Below are 17060 nucleotides of genomic sequence, written 5' to 3'. Positions count from 1 at the left end.
ATGTTGGCTCCCCTCATCGATGACAAACAAAAAATCACGCTGATTGAAGATAGCGGTGTGCAGTTTCTCGATTTTGGCTTACGTCTGCCTGCCTTGCAGGCGCGCCGCCAGTTCGTTCGTCAAACCGCTAACGGTCCGCTGCTGCGACTGAACGTGGACGGTAACAGCGGCAAATTTTTGCTCTATCCCGAAGATGGCGGTGCAGCAGAGGTGGTACGTCCCGAGTCGGACATTGCACTGGCAGATTCGTTAACGCTGTTGGCACACCAGTGGCTGCCGCTGCCGGTGCTGCGCTGCACCAGCGGTCGCCGTTTTATTGGCGGCCCGGATAACTGGGCACGCCTGCACCTGGCACCGCTGGCACAGCCCGATGCCGCAGGTAACACCCATCGCATTACGCTGGCGTTTGACACCCGTATCGTGCCGGAACAGGACGGCGGCGAACAGCACGGTCTGAGCAAAGCCGATGCGCAAAACGGCGTGAGTTTCGCCCTTGCCTGGCACAACTATGAACTGGGTGAGTTTCTGGACCACACCTGGGTGGATGGCTGGCTGCGTGAAACCTTTACTCAGCAGGTCAACGCGCTGGAATCTCGCCGCGAGCAGGAGCTGAATCAGGCGCTGCGTGAGTTTGAGTATCAGGCACACTATCTCAACCTGCTGGAGCTGCTGGGTGAGCAGTTGGATCTGGCCGAGATCTACATTCAGGCCACCTCGCTGCAAACCCCGGCGGTGAATGTCGATATCATCCTCGACGTCGGTAACTCGCACACCTGCGGCATTCTGGTGGAAGACCACGCTGAAGAGAGCAACGGACTGCGCCAGACTTACGAACTGCAACTGCGCGACCTTTCTGAGCCACATCAGGTCTACAACGAGCTGTTTGACAGCCGTCTCGAATTCGCAGAAACCCGCTTTGGTAAAGCAAACTTCTCGCTGGAAAGCGGCCGCGAAAACGCCTTTATGTGGCCATCGCTGACGCGCGTTGGCCGTGAAGCCAGCCGTCTTGCACTGCTGCGCGCGGGCACAGAAGGCAGCACTGGTCTCTCCAGCCCGCGCCGTTATCTGTGGGATGAAGCACGTTATCAGCCAGGCTGGCGCTTTAACGCCCATGGCAGCAGTGATGAGCCACAGGCAACTGCGCTGCCTTTCACCCTGTTGCTGAATGACGAAGGCCAGCCGCTGCACGCGCTGGCGGAAGACGATCGCCTGCCGGTGTTCTCTGCCAGCTACAGCCGCAGTTCGCTGATGACCTTTATGCTGTGTGAGCTGCTGGCTCAGGCGATGATGCAGATGAACAGCGTGGCACAGCGTCAGCGCATGCCGCAGAGCCAGGCTCCGCGCCAGCTGCGTCATGTGATCCTCACGCTGCCTTCCGCGATGCCGAAACCGGAACGCGAGATTTTCCGTCGTCGCATGCAGGAAGCCATCGCGCTGGTGTGGAAAGCCGAAGGCTGGCATCCGGCTGAGGAAGATTTCAGCGTGCAGAGTCAGGCGAAAAGCCTGCGCCCGGTGCCGGATGTGCAGATGGAATGGGATGAAGCCACCTGCGGACAAATGGTGTGGCTGTTCAATGAAACCCAGGTGAACTTTGCCGGGCGTGCGGAAGATTTCTTCAGCAGCATGGCGCGTCCGGATCGTCCACGTGAAGTCGACGAAGTACCGGGCAAAAGCCTGCGCATCGCTTCTATCGATATTGGCGGCGGCACCACCGATCTGGCCATCACCCAATATCGTCTCGATGACGGCCAGGGTAACAACGTTAAAATCACCCCGCGCCTGCTGTTCCGTGAAGGCTTTAAAGTCGCAGGCGACGATATTCTGCTGGATGTGATTCAGCTTTGGATTCTGCCTGCACTGCAACAAAGTCTGCAGAAGGCTGGGCTGACGCTGGCTGAACCGCTGATGAACAAGCTGTTTGGTCACGACAGCCGCATGGATGGGCAAGCCACGCTGCGTCAGCAAGTCACCCTGCAGCTGTTCATCCCGCTGGCGCAGGCCGTGCTGGAACGCTACGAAAATTGGGATCCGCTCGACAGCCACAGCGAAATCAATGCGCTGTTCGGTGAGCTGGTGCCACAAAAACCGGCCAGCAGCGTGCTGGCGTTTGTTAACGGTGAGATTCAGCGCACGCTGGGCGGCGACAACCGCTTCGATCTGCTGGATGTGCCTTTGGTGGTCAGTATGGCGCAGCTGCACGGTGAGTTCCTGCAGCATCGTATGGCGATCATCCCGGCCCTGCGTGCCATGTGCGAAGTGGTGTCGCTGTATCAGTGCGATGTACTGCTGTTAACCGGCCGTCCTTCGCGCTTCCCCGGCATTCAGGCACTGGTACGCCATCTGCAGCCGCTGCCGGGCAGCCGTATTTTGTCGCTGGAAGGCTATCACACCAGCGACTGGTATCCGTTCAACAAACAAGGCCGCATTGATAACCCGAAATCCACTGCTGCCGTCGGCGCGATGCTGTGCCTGCTGGCGCTCGATCTGCGTCTCAGCAGCTTCTGGTTCCGTGCGGGTGATTTCGAGCCTTACTCCACCATTCGCTATCTCGGCGTGCTGGATGAAACGGCCACGCTGAGCGATGACAACCTGTGTTACAGCGAGATCGACCTCGACAAAGGGGATTTCGCACTGGATCGTAAAAGCAGCTTCCGCATTCGCGGCAACGTCTGCCTCGGTTTCCGTCAGCTGGAGAATGACCGCTGGCCAGCTTCACCGCTGTACAGTCTGAGCATCACCGATCCGCATCTGGCACGTAAAGTCGCCGGCGAAAGCATCCTGCGTATCAAGCTGGCGGTACAGCCGGGGCCGGACAACTTTGGTCCGGAGCGTCTGGTGCTGAGCGATGCCCGCATGGATGACGGCACTCGCGTGCCGCTTGAACAACTGAGTCTGAAACTGAATACGCTGTCTGCGACCGGCAATGCCAACGCGCAGTATTGGATTGACAGCGGGAGCGTCTGCAAACGATGAGAACTGCCAAGAGAGCCACCTCTGTTACGCCCGCCAAACGTCTGAGCCTAATGCAGGAGACGCTGGACGGCGCACTGAACTGGATTGAAACCCATCAGGCGCAGGCACCGCGTCTGGCACTGGAAGCGGATACGCTGCGGCTGCAACTGCGCCGCGCGCGCGTGGAAAGTCATGCGCTGGCGCGTCAACTGGCACGTCCGGTGACGCTGGCGATGTTTGGCCAGTCACAGGCGGGCAAAGCCTGGCTGTTGAGTGAAATGGTGGGCGATGCGCAGGGCCAACTTATGGCGCGTCTGGGCGATAGAATTGTGAACCATTTCCAGAACATCAATCCCGGCAATCTCGATTTTGCCATTGCCACCCGCTTCAGCCACCAGCGTGAAACCCAGTCCAGCGCCTGGCCACTGGAGATGACGCTGCTCAATGACGTGGAGCTGATTCGTCTGGTGCTGGCCTGTGCCAAAACTGAAGCACAGCCAGACAGTGCGGTGATCGATGCCGCGCTGCAGCGTTTACAGCGCCATCGTCAGGACGAGCCACAGCCGGGCCTCGACAGCGATGCTTTGATTACATTGTGGGCGTGGAGCCGCCGCCAGCATCGTCACGCCGAGGTACTCGATCGTCACTTCTGGCCACAGGCGGTGGAACTTGCTCCGTGGTTAAACGTCGATGACCGCATTCAGCTGTTTGCGTTGCTGTGGCCTAATCAGGTGGCACTCAACGAACAGCTGCGTAATCTGATGCACCTGCGTCATCAGCTGCGCCAGGCACCGCGCCTGCTGGCACCTCTGAGCCTGTTAACCGATGACGCCTCGCTGCCTGCGGAAAAACTGATCAGCAACGATGCCGACTGGCAGGAAATGATTGAAGTCTGCCCGATTGTCGCCAATCGTGTCGCTAAACCACAGCAGGTGCCGTTGGGCCTGCTGGCGTTGCTAACGCTGGAAATCACTGTTCCGCTGAATTCAACGCCGCGTCAGGCACTGTATGACGAAGCCGATATGCTGGAGCTGCCAGCGCCCGGCCAGCCTGCCGACGTGGGTCAGCAAGAAGATTTAGCCCAGCTGCGCAAACGCGATCCTCTGCGGGCGGCGCTGCTGGAGCAGAAACGCGCACTGCTGCCGGGACTGTATGCCGCGCGTCAGGGCATCGACCTTATGCTGATCTGTACCGCCGCCAGCCAGCGTCAGGATACCGACATTGCGGTTAACGCACTGCGTGAATGGCATATCCATCAAACCGTAGCGGCCAGCGGCGAGAAGCCACGCCTGATTTGGGCGATTACCCCGCACGATGCGCGCTATCAGCAGCAGCAGATTAATGTTGATGAAGCCGTACAACGTCAGATCGGGCAACCAGGACAGAGCTGGGGATCCATGCTGGCACTCGATCGTGCCGGTGTCGATCGCATGGGCAGCTGGTTGCAGGATGAAATGCAGCCAGAAGCACGTCGTGATCGTCTGGCCCAGCAATTAAGCACTTTGCAGCAAAAGCTGGTAGAGCGTTTGCAACCGTGGACCGAATCCACTGCCACGCCAGAACAGGCGGCACGCAAGCAGGCGATTTCCGATACCTTGCTGAAATGCTTGCAACATCGCACTGGCCTGCACGGCGAACTGCTGGAGCGCTTGCAGCCTTCGCGCGAAGCGGTGCGTCAGCTGTGGCTGAGCCAGAGCAGTGGCACTGTCGTGCAGCACAGCGCGAAAACCGCTGCGGCTGAGCAGAGCTATTTTGGTATTGGCTTTGAGTTTGACCTGTTTAAAGATGAACCGGTGGCCCCTGCGGAACCGCGTAACAGCAGCGGCCAGCGCGATCAGCAATTCCCGCAGCAGGTGTTTGCGCTGTGGCTTGAACATCTGCGACAGTTGCCGGAAAGCCGGAGTTTGCTGACGCTGCTGAACGTGGATAAGCCGACCATGGAATTGCTGGTAGAAGAGCTGATTACCGCCAGCTTCCGCCTGAAGGTATTAAGTAAGCTGCAAAGCGCGCTTAACGAACCGGATGCGCAGGCCAGCGCGCATGAAGCGCGTACCGATCGTCAGGTCTCGCGCGCGATGACGGTGTTGGGTGATTTTGTCGCCTGGCTCGGCTTCCTGCAGCGTCCGGAGAGCGAGCGGCCTGAGAGTCGCGTTAATCGCGGACAAACCATCTTCGCCCGACCGCCTGCGCCGAGCGTGAGCTTCTCGCCAGGTCAACGTTTAACACGTTTGTCAGCCGCACCCGCCAATCATACCGCCTATTATATCTATGACTGGCTGGTGGGATTAAATTCGGTCATCGTGGAAAACAACGGCTATACCGGCGGCAGCGACCTGCCCGCCAATGCCCGTCAGATGCTGGCGATACTACTGTTGCCGCTGCACGCGTAATCAGTCATGAATCAGGCGCAGCTCGCCTCGCAGCTGCTGCGCCGCCTCTTCCATCAGCGCCAACACCGGTGCAAACTCCGCCTCGCTCGCCTGTGCAATATGATGTAAATGTAGTTCAGCCGGCAGCGCAATCCCGCCCGTCAGCCAATCCCACAGCGCATCCAGATTACAGCCAAACTCCCCGCTGCAGCCGCTTTGCGCCACAAACTCACTGTAAAACGCCTGGCGATCGGCCAACTGCTGGAAATCAAAAGAGAGGGTCAACATGGTTAGTTCACCTGTTTGAAGCTGCGATAGTGATCGGTGGTGAGAAAGATCAGCCCATCTGAAGAGTAAAGCAGACGATCGGCATCGCGGTGGCCGCAGTCGTAATTCACATCGGCTTCATACCACTGACGCCCTTGTTTCATCGGCAGACGCTGCTCACGATTGCTAAAACGATCGCCACCAATCGCCCGGCCAGGCAATACGTTGCACAAGTCGCCTTTGCTCGGGTTCCAGCCCTGATGGCGGGCTTCGCTTTTGGTGAGATAAAGATCCGGCAACTGATGATTTTGCTGTAACCACTGCGCCACCGTGTGGGCATCGGTGAGTTTGGCAATATCTGTGCCCTGTGCAGCGGTTTTACCGGTTAAATGCGGCTTAAGCCCGGCCCAGGTAGCGGCCAGCGCGAGAATAAGTCCAATCCAGAGTTTCTTTGACATAGTGACATCCCGAAGTGCAGGACGCCGATAATAGCAGGATTATCGTGAAGAAGAACGCGGGCCAGCATGGCTGGCCCTGGCGGAGGTGTTACTGCATCGCACTCGCGGCTGGCACGGCATGTCGACGCCATGCGCCTGGCGCCACGCCATACTGACGTTTGAAGCTGCGATTAAACGACTGCTGCGAATCAAACCCCAGTGAAATCGCCACATTAAGGATCGGTTCGTTGGTGGTCGTTAAACGGTCCGCCGATTTTTTCAGTTTCTTATTACGAATGTACTCGCCCAGCGGATAGCCGGTGTGCTCTTTGAACATACGCTGCAGGTGCCATTTCGAATAACCGGCGCGCCCTGCTACGGTGTCCAGATCCAGACGTGCTTCAATGTTGTTATCAATCCAGTCGATCAGATCGTGAATAAATGCGTCGCTCATCATCCCATTTTCTCCCGTCGCCTTAACGAACAGTATCAGTATCAGTTGCAATTACACTTTAAGGGTGACTGACTATGACATTTAATGCAAGTTTTATTATTGCATTAAATGCCGCACTCGCCGTAGGGGCTTTTCCCCACTGAAACGGATCGATCAAAACAGCACATAAAGTGTATCAGATATTCTTGCAGATGCAGTTTGCAGCAGCCTACACTCATCGCGTTTTAATGCAATCTTAAAAGTTGCAGATTTTTCGTACATGTCCTTTCTTTTTTCACACCAACGCGGAATAACAACAATGCATCTGCAAACATATGGGGTTCGTCGGGCAGTAAGCCTGTCAGGAGTGATGTTGCTGGGAAGCCTGCTGGCCGCTTGCGATCGGGGTGTGGCGCAAAACGCCCCGCCACCGCCGCCCGAAGTGAGTGTCGCGCAGGTGGTCGAACAAAAAGTCAGCCAATGGGATAGCTTCAATGGTCGCTTTGAAGCGGTGCAAAGTGTGCAACTGCGCCCTCGCGTTTCCGGCTATATCGATCAGGTTAACTATCGCGAAGGCGATGACGTGAAAAAGGGTCAGGTGCTATTTACCATTGATGACCGCACCTATCGCGCGACGTTAGAGCAGGCACAAGCTGAACTCGCGACCGCGCGCAGTCAGGCATCGCTGGCGCGCAGTGAGTCGGCACGCACCGATAAACTGATTGGCACCAATGTGGTATCCCGTGAAGAGTGGGAACAGCGTCGTTCTGCAGCGAGTCAGGCGCAGGCCAATGTGCTCTCCGCGCAGGCCGCCGTTGATATGGCGCAGCTGAATCTCGATTTTACCCGCGTCACTGCCCCGATTGATGGCCGTGCCAGCCGCGCGATGATCACCACCGGTAACCTGGTGACCGCCGGTGACAGTGCCAGCGTGCTGACCACGCTGGTGTCGCAGGATCGTATGTACGTCTATTTCGACGTCGATGAAGCCACCTATCTGCAGTATCAGGCGATGGCACGTCAGGGACAAAATCGCGGTTCGCTGCCGGTGGAAATCGCGCTGACCGGCGAGCAAGGTTATCCGCATCGTGGCACCGTTGACTTCCTCGACAACCAACTCACCGCCAGCACTGGCACCATTCGCATGCGTGCCACGCTGGATAATCATGAACGTCAGTTCACCCCAGGTCTGTTTGCCCGCGTGCGTTTACCCGGCAGCGCCGCGTTTAACGCGCTGTTGATCGACGATAAAGCGGTGCTGACCGATCAGGATCGTAAATACGTGTATGTGGTCGATGCGCAGGGTAAAGCCGAGCGTCGCGATATTCAGGCTGGCGAGCTGGCTGATGGCCTGCGCATTGTGCAATCCGGTTTGAAGCCGGGTGACAAAGTGATCGTCAATGGCCTGCAGAAAGTCTTCATGCCTGGCATGCCGGTGAAAGCTCAGCCGGTGGCAATGCGCTCCGCTCAATAATAATCGAGACTGCCTGTTATGGATTTCTCCCGCTTTTTTATCGACCGACCGATCTTTGCGGCGGTACTGTCGATTTTGATATTTACCACCGGACTGATCGCCATACCACTGCTGCCGATCAGTGAATACCCCAACGTGGTGCCACCCAGTGTGCAGGTGCGCGCAGAATATCCTGGCGCCAACCCCAAAGTGATTGCTGATTCGGTGGCGACACCGCTGGAAGAGGCGATCAACGGGGTCGAAAACATGATGTACATGAAGTCAGTGGCCGGTTCGGATGGCGTGCTGGTCACCACCGTGACCTTCCGTCCAGGTACCGATCCAGACCAGGCACAGGTTCAGGTGCAAAACCGTGTGGCGCAGGCAGAAGCTCGCCTGCCGGAAGAGGTGCGTCAACTCGGTTTGACCACGCAGAAGATGTCACCGACGCTAACGCTGGTGGTGCACATGTTCTCGCCGAAGGGCAAGTATGACTCACTCTATCTGCGTAACTACGCCACCCTGAAGGTGAAAGATGAGCTGGCGCGCCTGCCAGGCGTTGGTCAGATTCAGATCTTCGGGGCGGGCGAGTATGCGATGCGCGTCTGGCTCGATCCGAATAAGGTGGCCGCACGTGGCATGACCGCTTCTGATGTGGTCAGCGCTATGCAGGAGCAGAACGTGCAGGTGTCTGCCGGTCAGTTGGGCGCAGAGCCGACCAAAAAGGCCAGCGACTTCCTGCTGTCGATCAACACCCAGGGGCGTCTGGAGAGCGAAGAACAGTTCGGCAATATCATCCTGAAAACTGCCGATGACGGCTCGCTGGTGCGCCTGCGTGACGTGGCGCGCATTGAGATGGGTTCCGGTAGCTACGCCCTGCGCTCGCAGTTGAACAACAAGGACGCGGTCGGCATCGGTATCTTCCAGGCACCGGGGGCCAACGCCATCGACCTGTCTAACGCCGTGCGTGACAAGATGGCCGAACTGGCCACCCGCTTCCCGGACGATGTGCAGTGGGCGGCACCGTACGATCCAACCGTGTTCGTGCGTGACTCGATCCGTGCCGTGGTGCAAACGCTGTTTGAAGCGATTGTGCTGGTGGTGCTGGTGGTAATCCTGTTCTTGCAGACCTGGCGTGCATCGATCATTCCGTTGCTGGCCGTGCCGGTTTCGGTGGTGGGAACGTTCAGCGTGCTTTACCTGCTGGGTTTCTCGCTTAACACCCTCAGTTTGTTCGGGCTGGTGTTGGCGATAGGTATCGTGGTGGATGACGCCATTGTGGTAGTGGAGAACGTTGAGCGTAATATCGCGATGGGACTCTCTCCGACGGCGGCTGCGCATCAGGCGATGCGCGAAGTGTCGGGACCCATTATCGCGATTGCGTTAGTGCTGTGTGCGGTATTCGTGCCGATGGCGTTCCTGTCTGGTGTAACCGGTCAGTTCTACAAGCAGTTTGCGGTGACGATTGCCATCTCCACGGTGATCTCCGCCATTAACTCATTGACGCTCTCTCCGGCGCTGGCGGCCAAGCTACTGAAGTCGCATGATGCACCGAAAGATATGCCGACGCGTCTGATTGATCGCTTACTCGGCTGGATTTTCCGTCCGTTTAACCGCTTCTTCCAGCGCAGTTCCGATGGCTATGAGTCGATGGTCGGCAAAACCCTGCGTCGGCGCGGTGCGGTATTTGGCGTTTACGTCATACTGCTGGCGGGCGCGGGTTTTATGTTTCACACCGTGCCGGGCGGCTTTATTCCGACGCAGGATAAGCTGTATCTGATTGGCGGCGTGAAAATGCCAGAAGGTTCGTCACTGGCGCGTACCGATGAAGTGATTCGCAAGATGAGCGAAATCGGCATGAACACCGAAGGCGTGGCCTATTCGGTCGCCTTCCCTGGCTTGAATGCCTTGCAGTTCACCAATACGCCGAATACTGGCACCGTATTCTTCGGCCTGAAGCCGTTTAATGAACGTACCCGTACGGCTGCGGAAATTAACGCTGAAATCAACGCGAAAATCTCCAAAATCCAGCAAGGCTTTGGTTTCTCGATTATGCCACCGCCGATTCTGGGGCTGGGTCAGGGTTCGGGTTACTCGCTGTATGTGCAGGATCGTGCGGGCTTAGGTTACGGTGCGTTGCAAACCGCCATTAATACCCTTTCCGGTGCGGTGATGCAGACGCCCGGCATGATGTTCCCGATCTCCTCGTATCAGGCCAACGTGCCGCAACTGGATGTGCAGGTGGATCGTGATAAAGCTAAGGCGCAAGGCGTTTCGCTGACCGATCTGTTTAGCACCTTGCAGGTGTATCTGGGTTCTTCTTACGTCAACGACTTCAACAAGTTTGGTCGTACCTGGCGTGTGATGGCGCAGGCTGACGGGGATTTCCGTAACAGCGTGCAGGATATTGCCAATCTGCGTACCCGCAACAATCAGGGCGAGATGGTGCCAATTGGCAGTATGGTCAACATCACCACCACCTATGGCCCCGATCCGGTGATTCGTTATAACGGCTATCCGGCGGCGGACTTGATAGGTGATGCCGATCCACGCGTGCTCTCTTCAGCGCAGGCAATGGAGAAGCTGGAAGCGATGTCGGGCCAGGTGCTGCCGAATGGCATGAACATCGAATGGACCGACCTGAGCTATCAGCAAGCCACTCAGGGCAACACGGCGTTTATCGTCTTCCCGGTTGCGGTACTGCTGGCGTTCCTGGTGCTGGCGGCATTGTATGAGAGCTGGACGCTGCCGCTGGCGGTGATCCTGATTGTGCCGGTCACCATGCTGTCCGCGCTGGTTGGCGTGTGGCTCACCGGCGGCGATAACAACGTGTTTGTGCAGGTCGGGCTGGTGGTACTGATGGGGCTGGCGTGTAAGAACGCCATTCTGATCGTCGAATTCGCCCGTGAGCTGGAGATGCAGGGCAAAGGAATTGTCGAGGCGGCGCTGGAAGCCTGCCGCCTGCGTCTGCGCCCGATCGTGATGACTTCGATTGCCTTTATTGCCGGTACCGTTCCACTCATCCTGGGTGAAGGTGCCGGTGCTGAAGTGCGCGGTGTCACCGGGATTACCGTGTTCTCGGGCATGCTGGGCGTGACGCTGTTTGGTCTGTTCCTGACGCCGGTGTTCTATGTGACGTTACGTAAACTGGTGACGCGCAAGCAGCCGGATGCGGAAGTGCAGACGGTGTAAATCTGTTTTAGGGTAAATTGCGGCGGCCAGAGATGGCCGCCTTTTTTATAAGGGAACGAAGAGCTGGAAGCAGGCCCCCGGCGCGGGTTTCAGGGCAATATCACCGCGATGCAATTGCAACATACGACGAACGATGACCAACCCCAATCCACCATTGTCACGACGGTCAGGATCGATAATGGAGGGGCGTTCAAACAGGGTCTGACTGACTTCCGGTGAGATACCTGGGCCGTTGTCTTCCAGCTCCATCATCACGTTCTCCCCTTCCAGCCACAGACGCAGGGTAATATTTCCACCCGACGGCGTATGACGGATGGCATTATCCACCAGGTTGGTCAGAACACGCTCTATCATCGACATATCCGCGTCGATCATGGGCAAACCCGACGCGATATCAACCGACAAATTCAGGCGGGATTTCTCCAACGCCAGCTCAAATTTCTGTATCACGTCCTGAACCAAATCCGGCAGCGAAAACCGTTCGTACTGTGGCGTGACAACACCATGTTCCAGCCGCGCTAACTCAAACAGTTGCTGTGCGAGCATGCCGACCTTTTCACTTTGCGTCAGGGCAATCTGTAAATATCGGCTGCGCTCCGCTTCGGTCAAGCTGGCAGCTTTCACTGCCAGCGTCTCCAGATAACCCTGAATCGACATCAGCGGCGTGCGCAAGTCATGCGAAATGTTGGCGACAAACTCACGACGCTGCTGGTCTTTCAGCTCCAGCGTTTGTACCTGAGCGTCAATACGCTGCGCCATATCGATAAAGGCGTTTTGCAACTGCGCCACTTCATCCTGTTGCGGGGAATGAGGTAGCGCGGCAAGGCGTTGTAGCGCATCCGCACCCGCTGTCACCTTTTGTGTCAGCTGTCGCACCGGTCTTGTGACCCAATAATAGGCCGCTGCACCCGCCATCAATCCAAGCAGGAGGATAACCACCACCGACCAAAGCATGGCGCTGCGCAGCACGGACATTTTTACTCCCTGCTGCAGATGTTGATAATTCTCCCCCTGCAAAATCACATAGAGATAACCCACCGTTCTGTTGCCATCCAGAATAGGCGCAGCGCTGAACACTTTGAGCGCGGAAGGTGAACGAGGATCGTCACCATACACCGGCAGTGGCGCCTCGTTCAGCCACTTTTGCAGTGGACGCACGTCGACCCGATCGCGATGGACATGGCCGGCTGGCGCATCATTGGCCAGAATCTGTCCCTGCGCATCCAGCAGGTAAACTTCAACGCTCGGGTTGTAGGACATCATCTGGCCGAACAGCTGCTTGAGTGCCGGAGCATCGGTGTTTCCGGCATTCATCAATGCGCTACTTTTGGCAATAGAAGCGGCCAGATCTCGCGATAAATTCTGCATCATGGCATCACTGTATTGCTGGCGGTTGTTGTCCTGAATCAACAGGATCAGCGCACTACTGATCAGTAGCATCAGGGCAAAGACCAGCGTCAAACGCTGAGTGAGTGACAGACGTTTCATGTAACCTGATCTCCCTCACCCGGCACCACGAATTTGTAGCCCTGTCCCCACACCGTAAGAATCCAGCGTGGCTCAGCTGGCGTCGCTTCAATTTTGAGGCGTAATCGGTTGATATGGGTGTTAACCGTGTGCTCATAACCTTCGTGCTGGTAGCCCCACACCAGATTCAGCAAGCTAAGTCGCGAAAAGACCTTTCCTGGATAACGGGCAAAATGGTAGAGCAGCTCGAATTCACGAGGCGTCAGCTCAATTAACGTCTGAGCCAGCCTAACCTCTCGGGCAACCGGATCAATACTCAGGCTGCCAAGACGCAGGTTTCCCGCATCCTGACGCAAATTTTGGCTCATCGCTTCCTGGCGGCGGAAAAGTGCTTCAACGCGCGCCACCAGTTCCAGCATCGAGAAGGGTTTGGTCAAATAGTCATCCGCGCCCAGTTCCAACCCCAGTACGCGATGCACTTCACTGGCGCGAGCGCTGATCATTACAATCGGCGTGTAATGCGGCATATTGCGTGCACGACGGCACAGTTCCAGCCCATCAACACCAGGCAACATAATGTCAAAAATCAAGGCATCCCAACGCTGGCTTTCCAGCAGTTGACTGCCACTATCACCATCCGCAGCGTGCGTAATATCAAAGCCCTCGTCACGCAGATGAATGTGCAACAGCTCGGCAATATTGCCATCGTCTTCAACGATTAAGATCTTCTTCGCCATGTTGAGCGCCTCAATGAACATCCTTTAAATCTTATACAGAATTGCCCCCCTGAGTTATCACATTTTGTTTAACTCTGCGTGAGGACTCTGTGATCAATATCGGCGCAAAGTCTCTTCATTCCAGACGGCATAGCAATATGCAGAGGTGCAGAGTGAAATGTGCTCCCGATAAAAAGGTTCATCCGTTGTGGTTGAGATTGACTCACTGGATCAATGCCGTTGCGATGACATTAATGATTCTCAGTGGCTGGCGGATTTATAACGCGTCTCCTTTATTTCCATTTGATTTTCCCAATAGCTATACCCTGGGAGGATGGCTGGGTGGTGCACTGCAATGGCATTTTGCGGCAATGTGGCTTTTTGCCGGTAATGGCGTGCTCTATCTGACGCTGAATCTTCTGAGCGGACGTTTTCGCCAACGTTTTCTGCCCTTAAGCATGACTCAATTAGTAAAAGATGGCCTATCTGCATTAAAAGGACATCTTAGCCATCACGATTTACGCCAATATAATATGGTGCAAAAATTTGCGTATTTTCTGGAGGTCATTGATGGCATGTTATTAGCCTTTTCAGGGTTAGTCTTGTGGAAGTCGGTGCAATTTCCGTTTTTGCGAGAAGTATTGGGCGGCTATGACACGGCTCGCTTCATTCACTTTTTTGCCATGGCCTTTTTATGTGCCTTTGTTGTTATCCATCTGATCATGGTGGCACTGGTACCTAAAACATTATTATTGATGACACGCGGACGCTAAAAATGACGATAAAAAAGATTGAACGTCCCAGCAGTGAAACTGACGCCCTATTAAAAGACGCCACCACTATTCTGGCGAAAAAAATGTTTGGCCATTCACGACGTCAATTTCTGCGCATGGGCTTGACTGCGGGCGGTGTGGCGTTACTCACCGGATGCGACATCGACAATAATCCTGACATCGAAAATATTTTAAGCCGCATGTCACGTTTTAATGACCGTATTCAGGGATGGTTATTCAGCGGTTATCAAATGGCGCCAGAATATACCCTGAAAGATATTACGCGGCCCTTCCCGTTTAATGCCTTTTACGGTGAAGAGGATATTCCGCAGGTAAACGGTGATGATTACCAGTTGCAACTGAGCGGACTGATACGTGATAAACGCGGCTGGCGACTGCCTGAGTTATATAAATTATCTCAGCATGAACAAATCACCCGCCATATTTGTGTAGAAGGATGGAGTGCCATTGGCCGCTGGGGCGGCGTTCGATTCAGAGACTTCCTGCAACTGATTGGGGCTGACACCAAAGCGAAATATGTCAGCTTTCGCTGTGCCGATGATTATTACACCAGCATTGATATGGCGACGGCATTGCACCCGCAAACTTTATTAGCACTGAGTTGGGATGGTCGGATATTACCGCCGGAATACGGTTATCCCATGAAATTACGGATTCCGACCAAACTGGGCTACAAAAACCCCAAGCATATTATTTCAATTGAAATCACCAACCGCTTTACCGGTGGCTACTGGGAAGACCAGGGCTATAACTGGTTTGGCGGCAGTTAATCTCCCCAAAACCCTGTAAGGAAATGAAGATGAAAAAGATTATTGCAACTGTATTCGCTGGCGCACTGTTGATGGCTTTCTCTGGCGCTTATGCTGCTGACAATATGGCCAAAGATGGTATGCAGAATGAAAGCGGTATGTCGCACGACGGCATGAAAAAAGACCACATGAAAAAACCGATGAAGAAACATGACAGCATGAAGAAAGATGGCATGGCTAAAGACGGTATGGCGAAGGATGAGATGTCTAAGGACGGGATGTCTAAGTAACAGTGTCAGTTACCGGGCGTATGCCCGGTAACTGTTTTACTGATATCAGCGGGATTTTTTACAAAGGTCTTCGATTTCGAGATCGGGCAGTTCATCGCAGCTACTGGTGTCGTGTTTTTTCAGCTCAGCCAGTGCGTCAGCCACCGTACGCGTCTCCAGCACTTTCAACGAGGCTTCTTCCGCCTCTTCAGCAATCGATTTGAAGTACCAGCACAGGTTGGCACTCACCAGACAACGCGGTGCGACATCAGGGCGTGAAGCCCAGAGCTTTTTGTCTTCAATCACAGAGGTATAAATATCGCGCAGCGTGATCTCTGCGGCCGGACGCCCGAGGTGAATCGAACCAGTACGGCCAAGCGTAGAGACAATGATGCCATCGCGAGTTAACGGAACCATCAGTTTCCGAATGAAACTGGGGTTCGCTTCAAGACCATACGCCAAAATAGCACTGGTCGAGCGTTTGCCCAGTTGCTCCGCCATCGCTACGCTCAAAACCATCTGCAAAGCTGTCGGGAAGCGGTAATCAAGCATTTCTGTATCCTGAGTTGCGGCTTATCTTATTGTTTTTTTGCCGCGGCTGTGAGTAATCAATGAGCAATAAATATAACAAACACTGTTGCTTTTTAGAAGCGAGCTGCTGTGATCAAGGCACGTATTCATCATTTGATCAGGCACAAGCGCACAGGCTGCTTAGTTTACGGCTCCCTTTTGCGGTTGCGGATTGGGCGCGGGCAATTTTTGCTTTAGCACGCCCACCAGCGCCACATTCACTAACGCCAACAGGCACAACAGCCACAATGTGGCATTCGCCCCGAGCTGCTGAAAAACATATCCCCCTACCAGCGGCGTTAATGCCTGACCAATCAGAGCCGGACGCGCCATGCGCCCTACCACAATGGCGTAGGCCTCTGGTTTGACCATGACCAGCGGTAAAGTTCCCCGCACTATCGCCCGCAAACCGTTTCCAGCACCGTATAGCACCATACTGACCAGCGCGAACTGCGGAAACAAGGTCAACAACAACAATCCGATGGCCACCAGTCCTACCGAGAAAAACGTCGTCCAGATCGGATGTCCCCGTTTGAACGCGATATCCACAATACGTGACCCAACCTGACAAGGACCCAGAATCGCGCTGATGGCTAAGGCGGCGGTCAATGAGTGGCCGCTGGCTTGTAATAGACTAATCAACTGCACCGAAATAGCGGTCATGATCACTGAAGCAAGGGTAAAAATGCTGCATAGCAGCCAGAATAGCGCCGGTGCCAACTCACCACTGGCGTTATGCTGCTTTTTCGCCGTTTTCACGATGGGTTTAATCGGCGCAGGCAGTGCATACCAGTAGGCTGGCAACACGGTGAGACATAACAGCGCGGCAATGGCGAAACAGGCGCCGCGCCAGTCAAGCCAGTGAATCAGCAGCGCAATCCCCGGCCACACCAGCGTGGTGCAAAAGCCGGAGATTAAGGTAATGCCGGTAATCGCGCCACGAGCCTGTCCACCATAAAGCGTTCCGAGGGTGGCAAACAGGGCGTCATATAAACCCATCGCCATTCCGATGCCGATAATCAGCCAGGCAAACAGAAACAGCAGCAAATGGTGACTGAATCCCATAATCACCAGGCCCAGCGCCATCACCGCCCCGCTCGACGCCAGCAGCGCGCGGCCATAACTGCCGGCAATCAGGCGGCCACTTAAGGGTGCTAGCAGGCCAGAAACCAAAATACCTAAGGATAATGCGCCATACACCCACTGCTGCGACCAGCCGGTTTCCGCAACGATCGGATTCGCCATCACGGCCATAAGATAAAACGAACCGCCCCACGAAAGGATTTGAACGCCTCCCAGTGTCACAATGGCAGGAACCGCAGGTTTAGGGTGATGCTCCACGACAGGTTTCCGTTAGCAGGCAAAGCATTGTTATAACATGTTCATCCTGCT

At 55.4% G+C, this 17060-nt stretch carries 14 protein-coding genes; 7 read left to right on the top strand and 7 right to left on the bottom strand.

The genetic code is table 11. The features are described from left to right. Positions 1 to 2973 (top strand): virulence factor SrfB, encoded by a 2973-nt coding sequence (locus FD737_RS04935; protein WP_160832867.1) that lies wholly within the window; start codon positions 1 to 3, stop codon positions 2971 to 2973. Then, a complete protein-coding gene (locus tag FD737_RS04930) occupies positions 2970 to 5342 on the top strand; it encodes a virulence factor SrfC family protein (protein ID WP_097117217.1) in 2373 nt (790 codons plus the stop codon). Before FD737_RS04935 ends, FD737_RS04930 begins: the two co-directional genes overlap by 4 nt. Here the strand turns inward: FD737_RS04930 and FD737_RS04925 are convergent, their stop codons facing one another. The 3 genes from FD737_RS04925 to FD737_RS04915 all read right to left on the bottom strand — a co-directional run bounded on the left by FD737_RS04925 (position 5343) and on the right by FD737_RS04915 (position 6482). After that, positions 5343 to 5609, bottom strand: a complete 267-nt coding sequence (locus tag FD737_RS04925) for a barstar family protein (RefSeq protein WP_160832866.1) — start codon at positions 5607 to 5609, stop codon at positions 5343 to 5345. Positions 5610 to 5611: 2 nt separating this feature from the next. After that, a complete protein-coding gene (locus FD737_RS04920) occupies positions 5612 to 6046 on the bottom strand; it encodes a ribonuclease domain-containing protein (RefSeq protein ID WP_160832865.1) in 435 nt (144 codons plus the stop codon). A gap of 88 nt (positions 6047 to 6134) precedes the next feature. Continuing rightward, a complete protein-coding gene (locus FD737_RS04915; protein ID WP_034827340.1) occupies positions 6135 to 6482 on the bottom strand; it encodes a helix-turn-helix domain-containing protein in 348 nt (115 codons plus the stop codon). 295 nt (positions 6483 to 6777) lie between these two features. Here FD737_RS04915 and FD737_RS04910 point away from each other — a divergent pair, with 295 nt between their 5' ends. Continuing rightward, complete coding sequence (locus FD737_RS04910) at positions 6778 to 7932, top strand: efflux RND transporter periplasmic adaptor subunit (protein WP_058960001.1); 1155 nt, start codon at positions 6778 to 6780, stop codon at positions 7930 to 7932. Between the two features lie 18 nt (positions 7933 to 7950). Then, the gene (oqxB, locus tag FD737_RS04905; protein WP_160832864.1) at positions 7951 to 11103 is read left to right on the top strand and encodes a multidrug efflux RND transporter permease subunit OqxB; all 3153 of its coding nucleotides are present in this window, start codon (positions 7951 to 7953) and stop codon (positions 11101 to 11103) included. Between the two features lie 45 nt (positions 11104 to 11148). Here oqxB and FD737_RS04900 read toward each other — a convergent pair whose 3' ends face one another. Both FD737_RS04900 and FD737_RS04895 read right to left on the bottom strand, forming a co-directional pair. Beyond that, the gene (locus FD737_RS04900; RefSeq protein ID WP_160832863.1) at positions 11149 to 12591 is read right to left on the bottom strand and encodes a HAMP domain-containing sensor histidine kinase; all 1443 of its coding nucleotides are present in this window, start codon (positions 12589 to 12591) and stop codon (positions 11149 to 11151) included. Next, positions 12588 to 13307, bottom strand: a complete 720-nt coding sequence (locus FD737_RS04895) for a response regulator transcription factor (protein WP_237448740.1) — start codon at positions 13305 to 13307, stop codon at positions 12588 to 12590. The genes FD737_RS04900 and FD737_RS04895 overlap by 4 nt, the downstream gene beginning before the upstream one ends. A 137-nt stretch (positions 13308 to 13444) precedes the next feature. Between FD737_RS04895 and FD737_RS04890 the strand changes: the two genes are divergently transcribed. The 3 genes from FD737_RS04890 to FD737_RS04880 are packed head-to-tail and all read left to right on the top strand — an operon-like array spanning position 13445 to position 15119. Then, a complete protein-coding gene (locus tag FD737_RS04890) occupies positions 13445 to 14059 on the top strand; it encodes a cytochrome b/b6 domain-containing protein (RefSeq protein WP_160832982.1) in 615 nt (204 codons plus the stop codon). Between the two features lie 2 nt (positions 14060 to 14061). Beyond that, on the top strand, positions 14062 to 14850 hold the full coding sequence (locus tag FD737_RS04885; protein WP_160832861.1) for a molybdopterin-dependent oxidoreductase: 789 nt from the start codon (positions 14062 to 14064) through the stop codon (positions 14848 to 14850). 29 nt (positions 14851 to 14879) lie between these two features. Further along, positions 14880 to 15119, top strand: coding sequence for a pentapeptide MXKDX repeat protein (locus FD737_RS04880; protein ID WP_097117224.1), 240 nt, complete (start codon positions 14880 to 14882; stop codon positions 15117 to 15119). Positions 15120 to 15164: 45 nt separating this feature from the next. Here FD737_RS04880 and FD737_RS04875 read toward each other — a convergent pair whose 3' ends face one another. After that, complete coding sequence (locus FD737_RS04875) at positions 15165 to 15650, bottom strand: Rrf2 family transcriptional regulator (RefSeq protein WP_034827354.1); 486 nt, start codon at positions 15648 to 15650, stop codon at positions 15165 to 15167. 159 nt (positions 15651 to 15809) lie between these two features. Next, positions 15810 to 17009 carry an MFS transporter gene (locus FD737_RS04870; protein ID WP_160832860.1) on the bottom strand — a complete coding sequence of 400 codons (1200 nt, stop codon included), beginning with the start codon at positions 17007 to 17009 and terminating at the stop codon, positions 15810 to 15812. Positions 17010 to 17060: the final 51 nt, after the last annotated feature.

The organism is Pantoea sp. Seng (assembly GCF_009829935.1).
Classification (GTDB): Bacteria; Pseudomonadota; Gammaproteobacteria; order Enterobacterales; family Enterobacteriaceae; genus Pantoea; species Pantoea communis.
Note: the sequence above shows the minus strand (reverse complement) of the source record. Positions and strands in the feature narration are given on the sequence as shown.

Bases quoted from the DNA above. Each gene is read 5' to 3' on its own strand.
- FD737_RS04935 (WP_160832867.1), top strand. From the start codon at position 1: ATGTTGGCTCCCCTCATCGATGACAAACAAAAAATCACGCTGATTGAA.
- oqxB (WP_160832864.1), top strand. From the start codon at position 7,951: ATGGATTTCTCCCGCTTTTTTATCGACCGACCGATCTTTGCGGCGGTA.
- FD737_RS04880 (WP_097117224.1), top strand. From the start codon at position 14,880: ATGAAAAAGATTATTGCAACTGTATTCGCTGGCGCACTGTTGATGGCT.
- FD737_RS04925 (WP_160832866.1), bottom strand. From the start codon at position 5,609: ATGTTGACCCTCTCTTTTGATTTCCAGCAGTTGGCCGATCGCCAGGCG.
- FD737_RS04885 (WP_160832861.1), top strand. From the start codon at position 14,062: ATGACGATAAAAAAGATTGAACGTCCCAGCAGTGAAACTGACGCCCTA.
- FD737_RS04915 (WP_034827340.1), bottom strand. From the start codon at position 6,482: ATGATGAGCGACGCATTTATTCACGATCTGATCGACTGGATTGATAAC.
- FD737_RS04920 (WP_160832865.1), bottom strand. From the start codon at position 6,046: ATGTCAAAGAAACTCTGGATTGGACTTATTCTCGCGCTGGCCGCTACC.
- FD737_RS04895 (WP_237448740.1), bottom strand. From the start codon at position 13,307: ATGGCGAAGAAGATCTTAATCGTTGAAGACGATGGCAATATTGCCGAG.
- FD737_RS04900 (WP_160832863.1), bottom strand. From the start codon at position 12,591: ATGAAACGTCTGTCACTCACTCAGCGTTTGACGCTGGTCTTTGCCCTG.
- FD737_RS04910 (WP_058960001.1), top strand. From the start codon at position 6,778: ATGCATCTGCAAACATATGGGGTTCGTCGGGCAGTAAGCCTGTCAGGA.
- FD737_RS04875 (WP_034827354.1), bottom strand. From the start codon at position 15,650: ATGCTTGATTACCGCTTCCCGACAGCTTTGCAGATGGTTTTGAGCGTA.
- FD737_RS04890 (WP_160832982.1), top strand. From the start codon at position 13,445: ATGCAGAGGTGCAGAGTGAAATGTGCTCCCGATAAAAAGGTTCATCCG.
- FD737_RS04930 (WP_097117217.1), top strand. From the start codon at position 2,970: ATGAGAACTGCCAAGAGAGCCACCTCTGTTACGCCCGCCAAACGTCTG.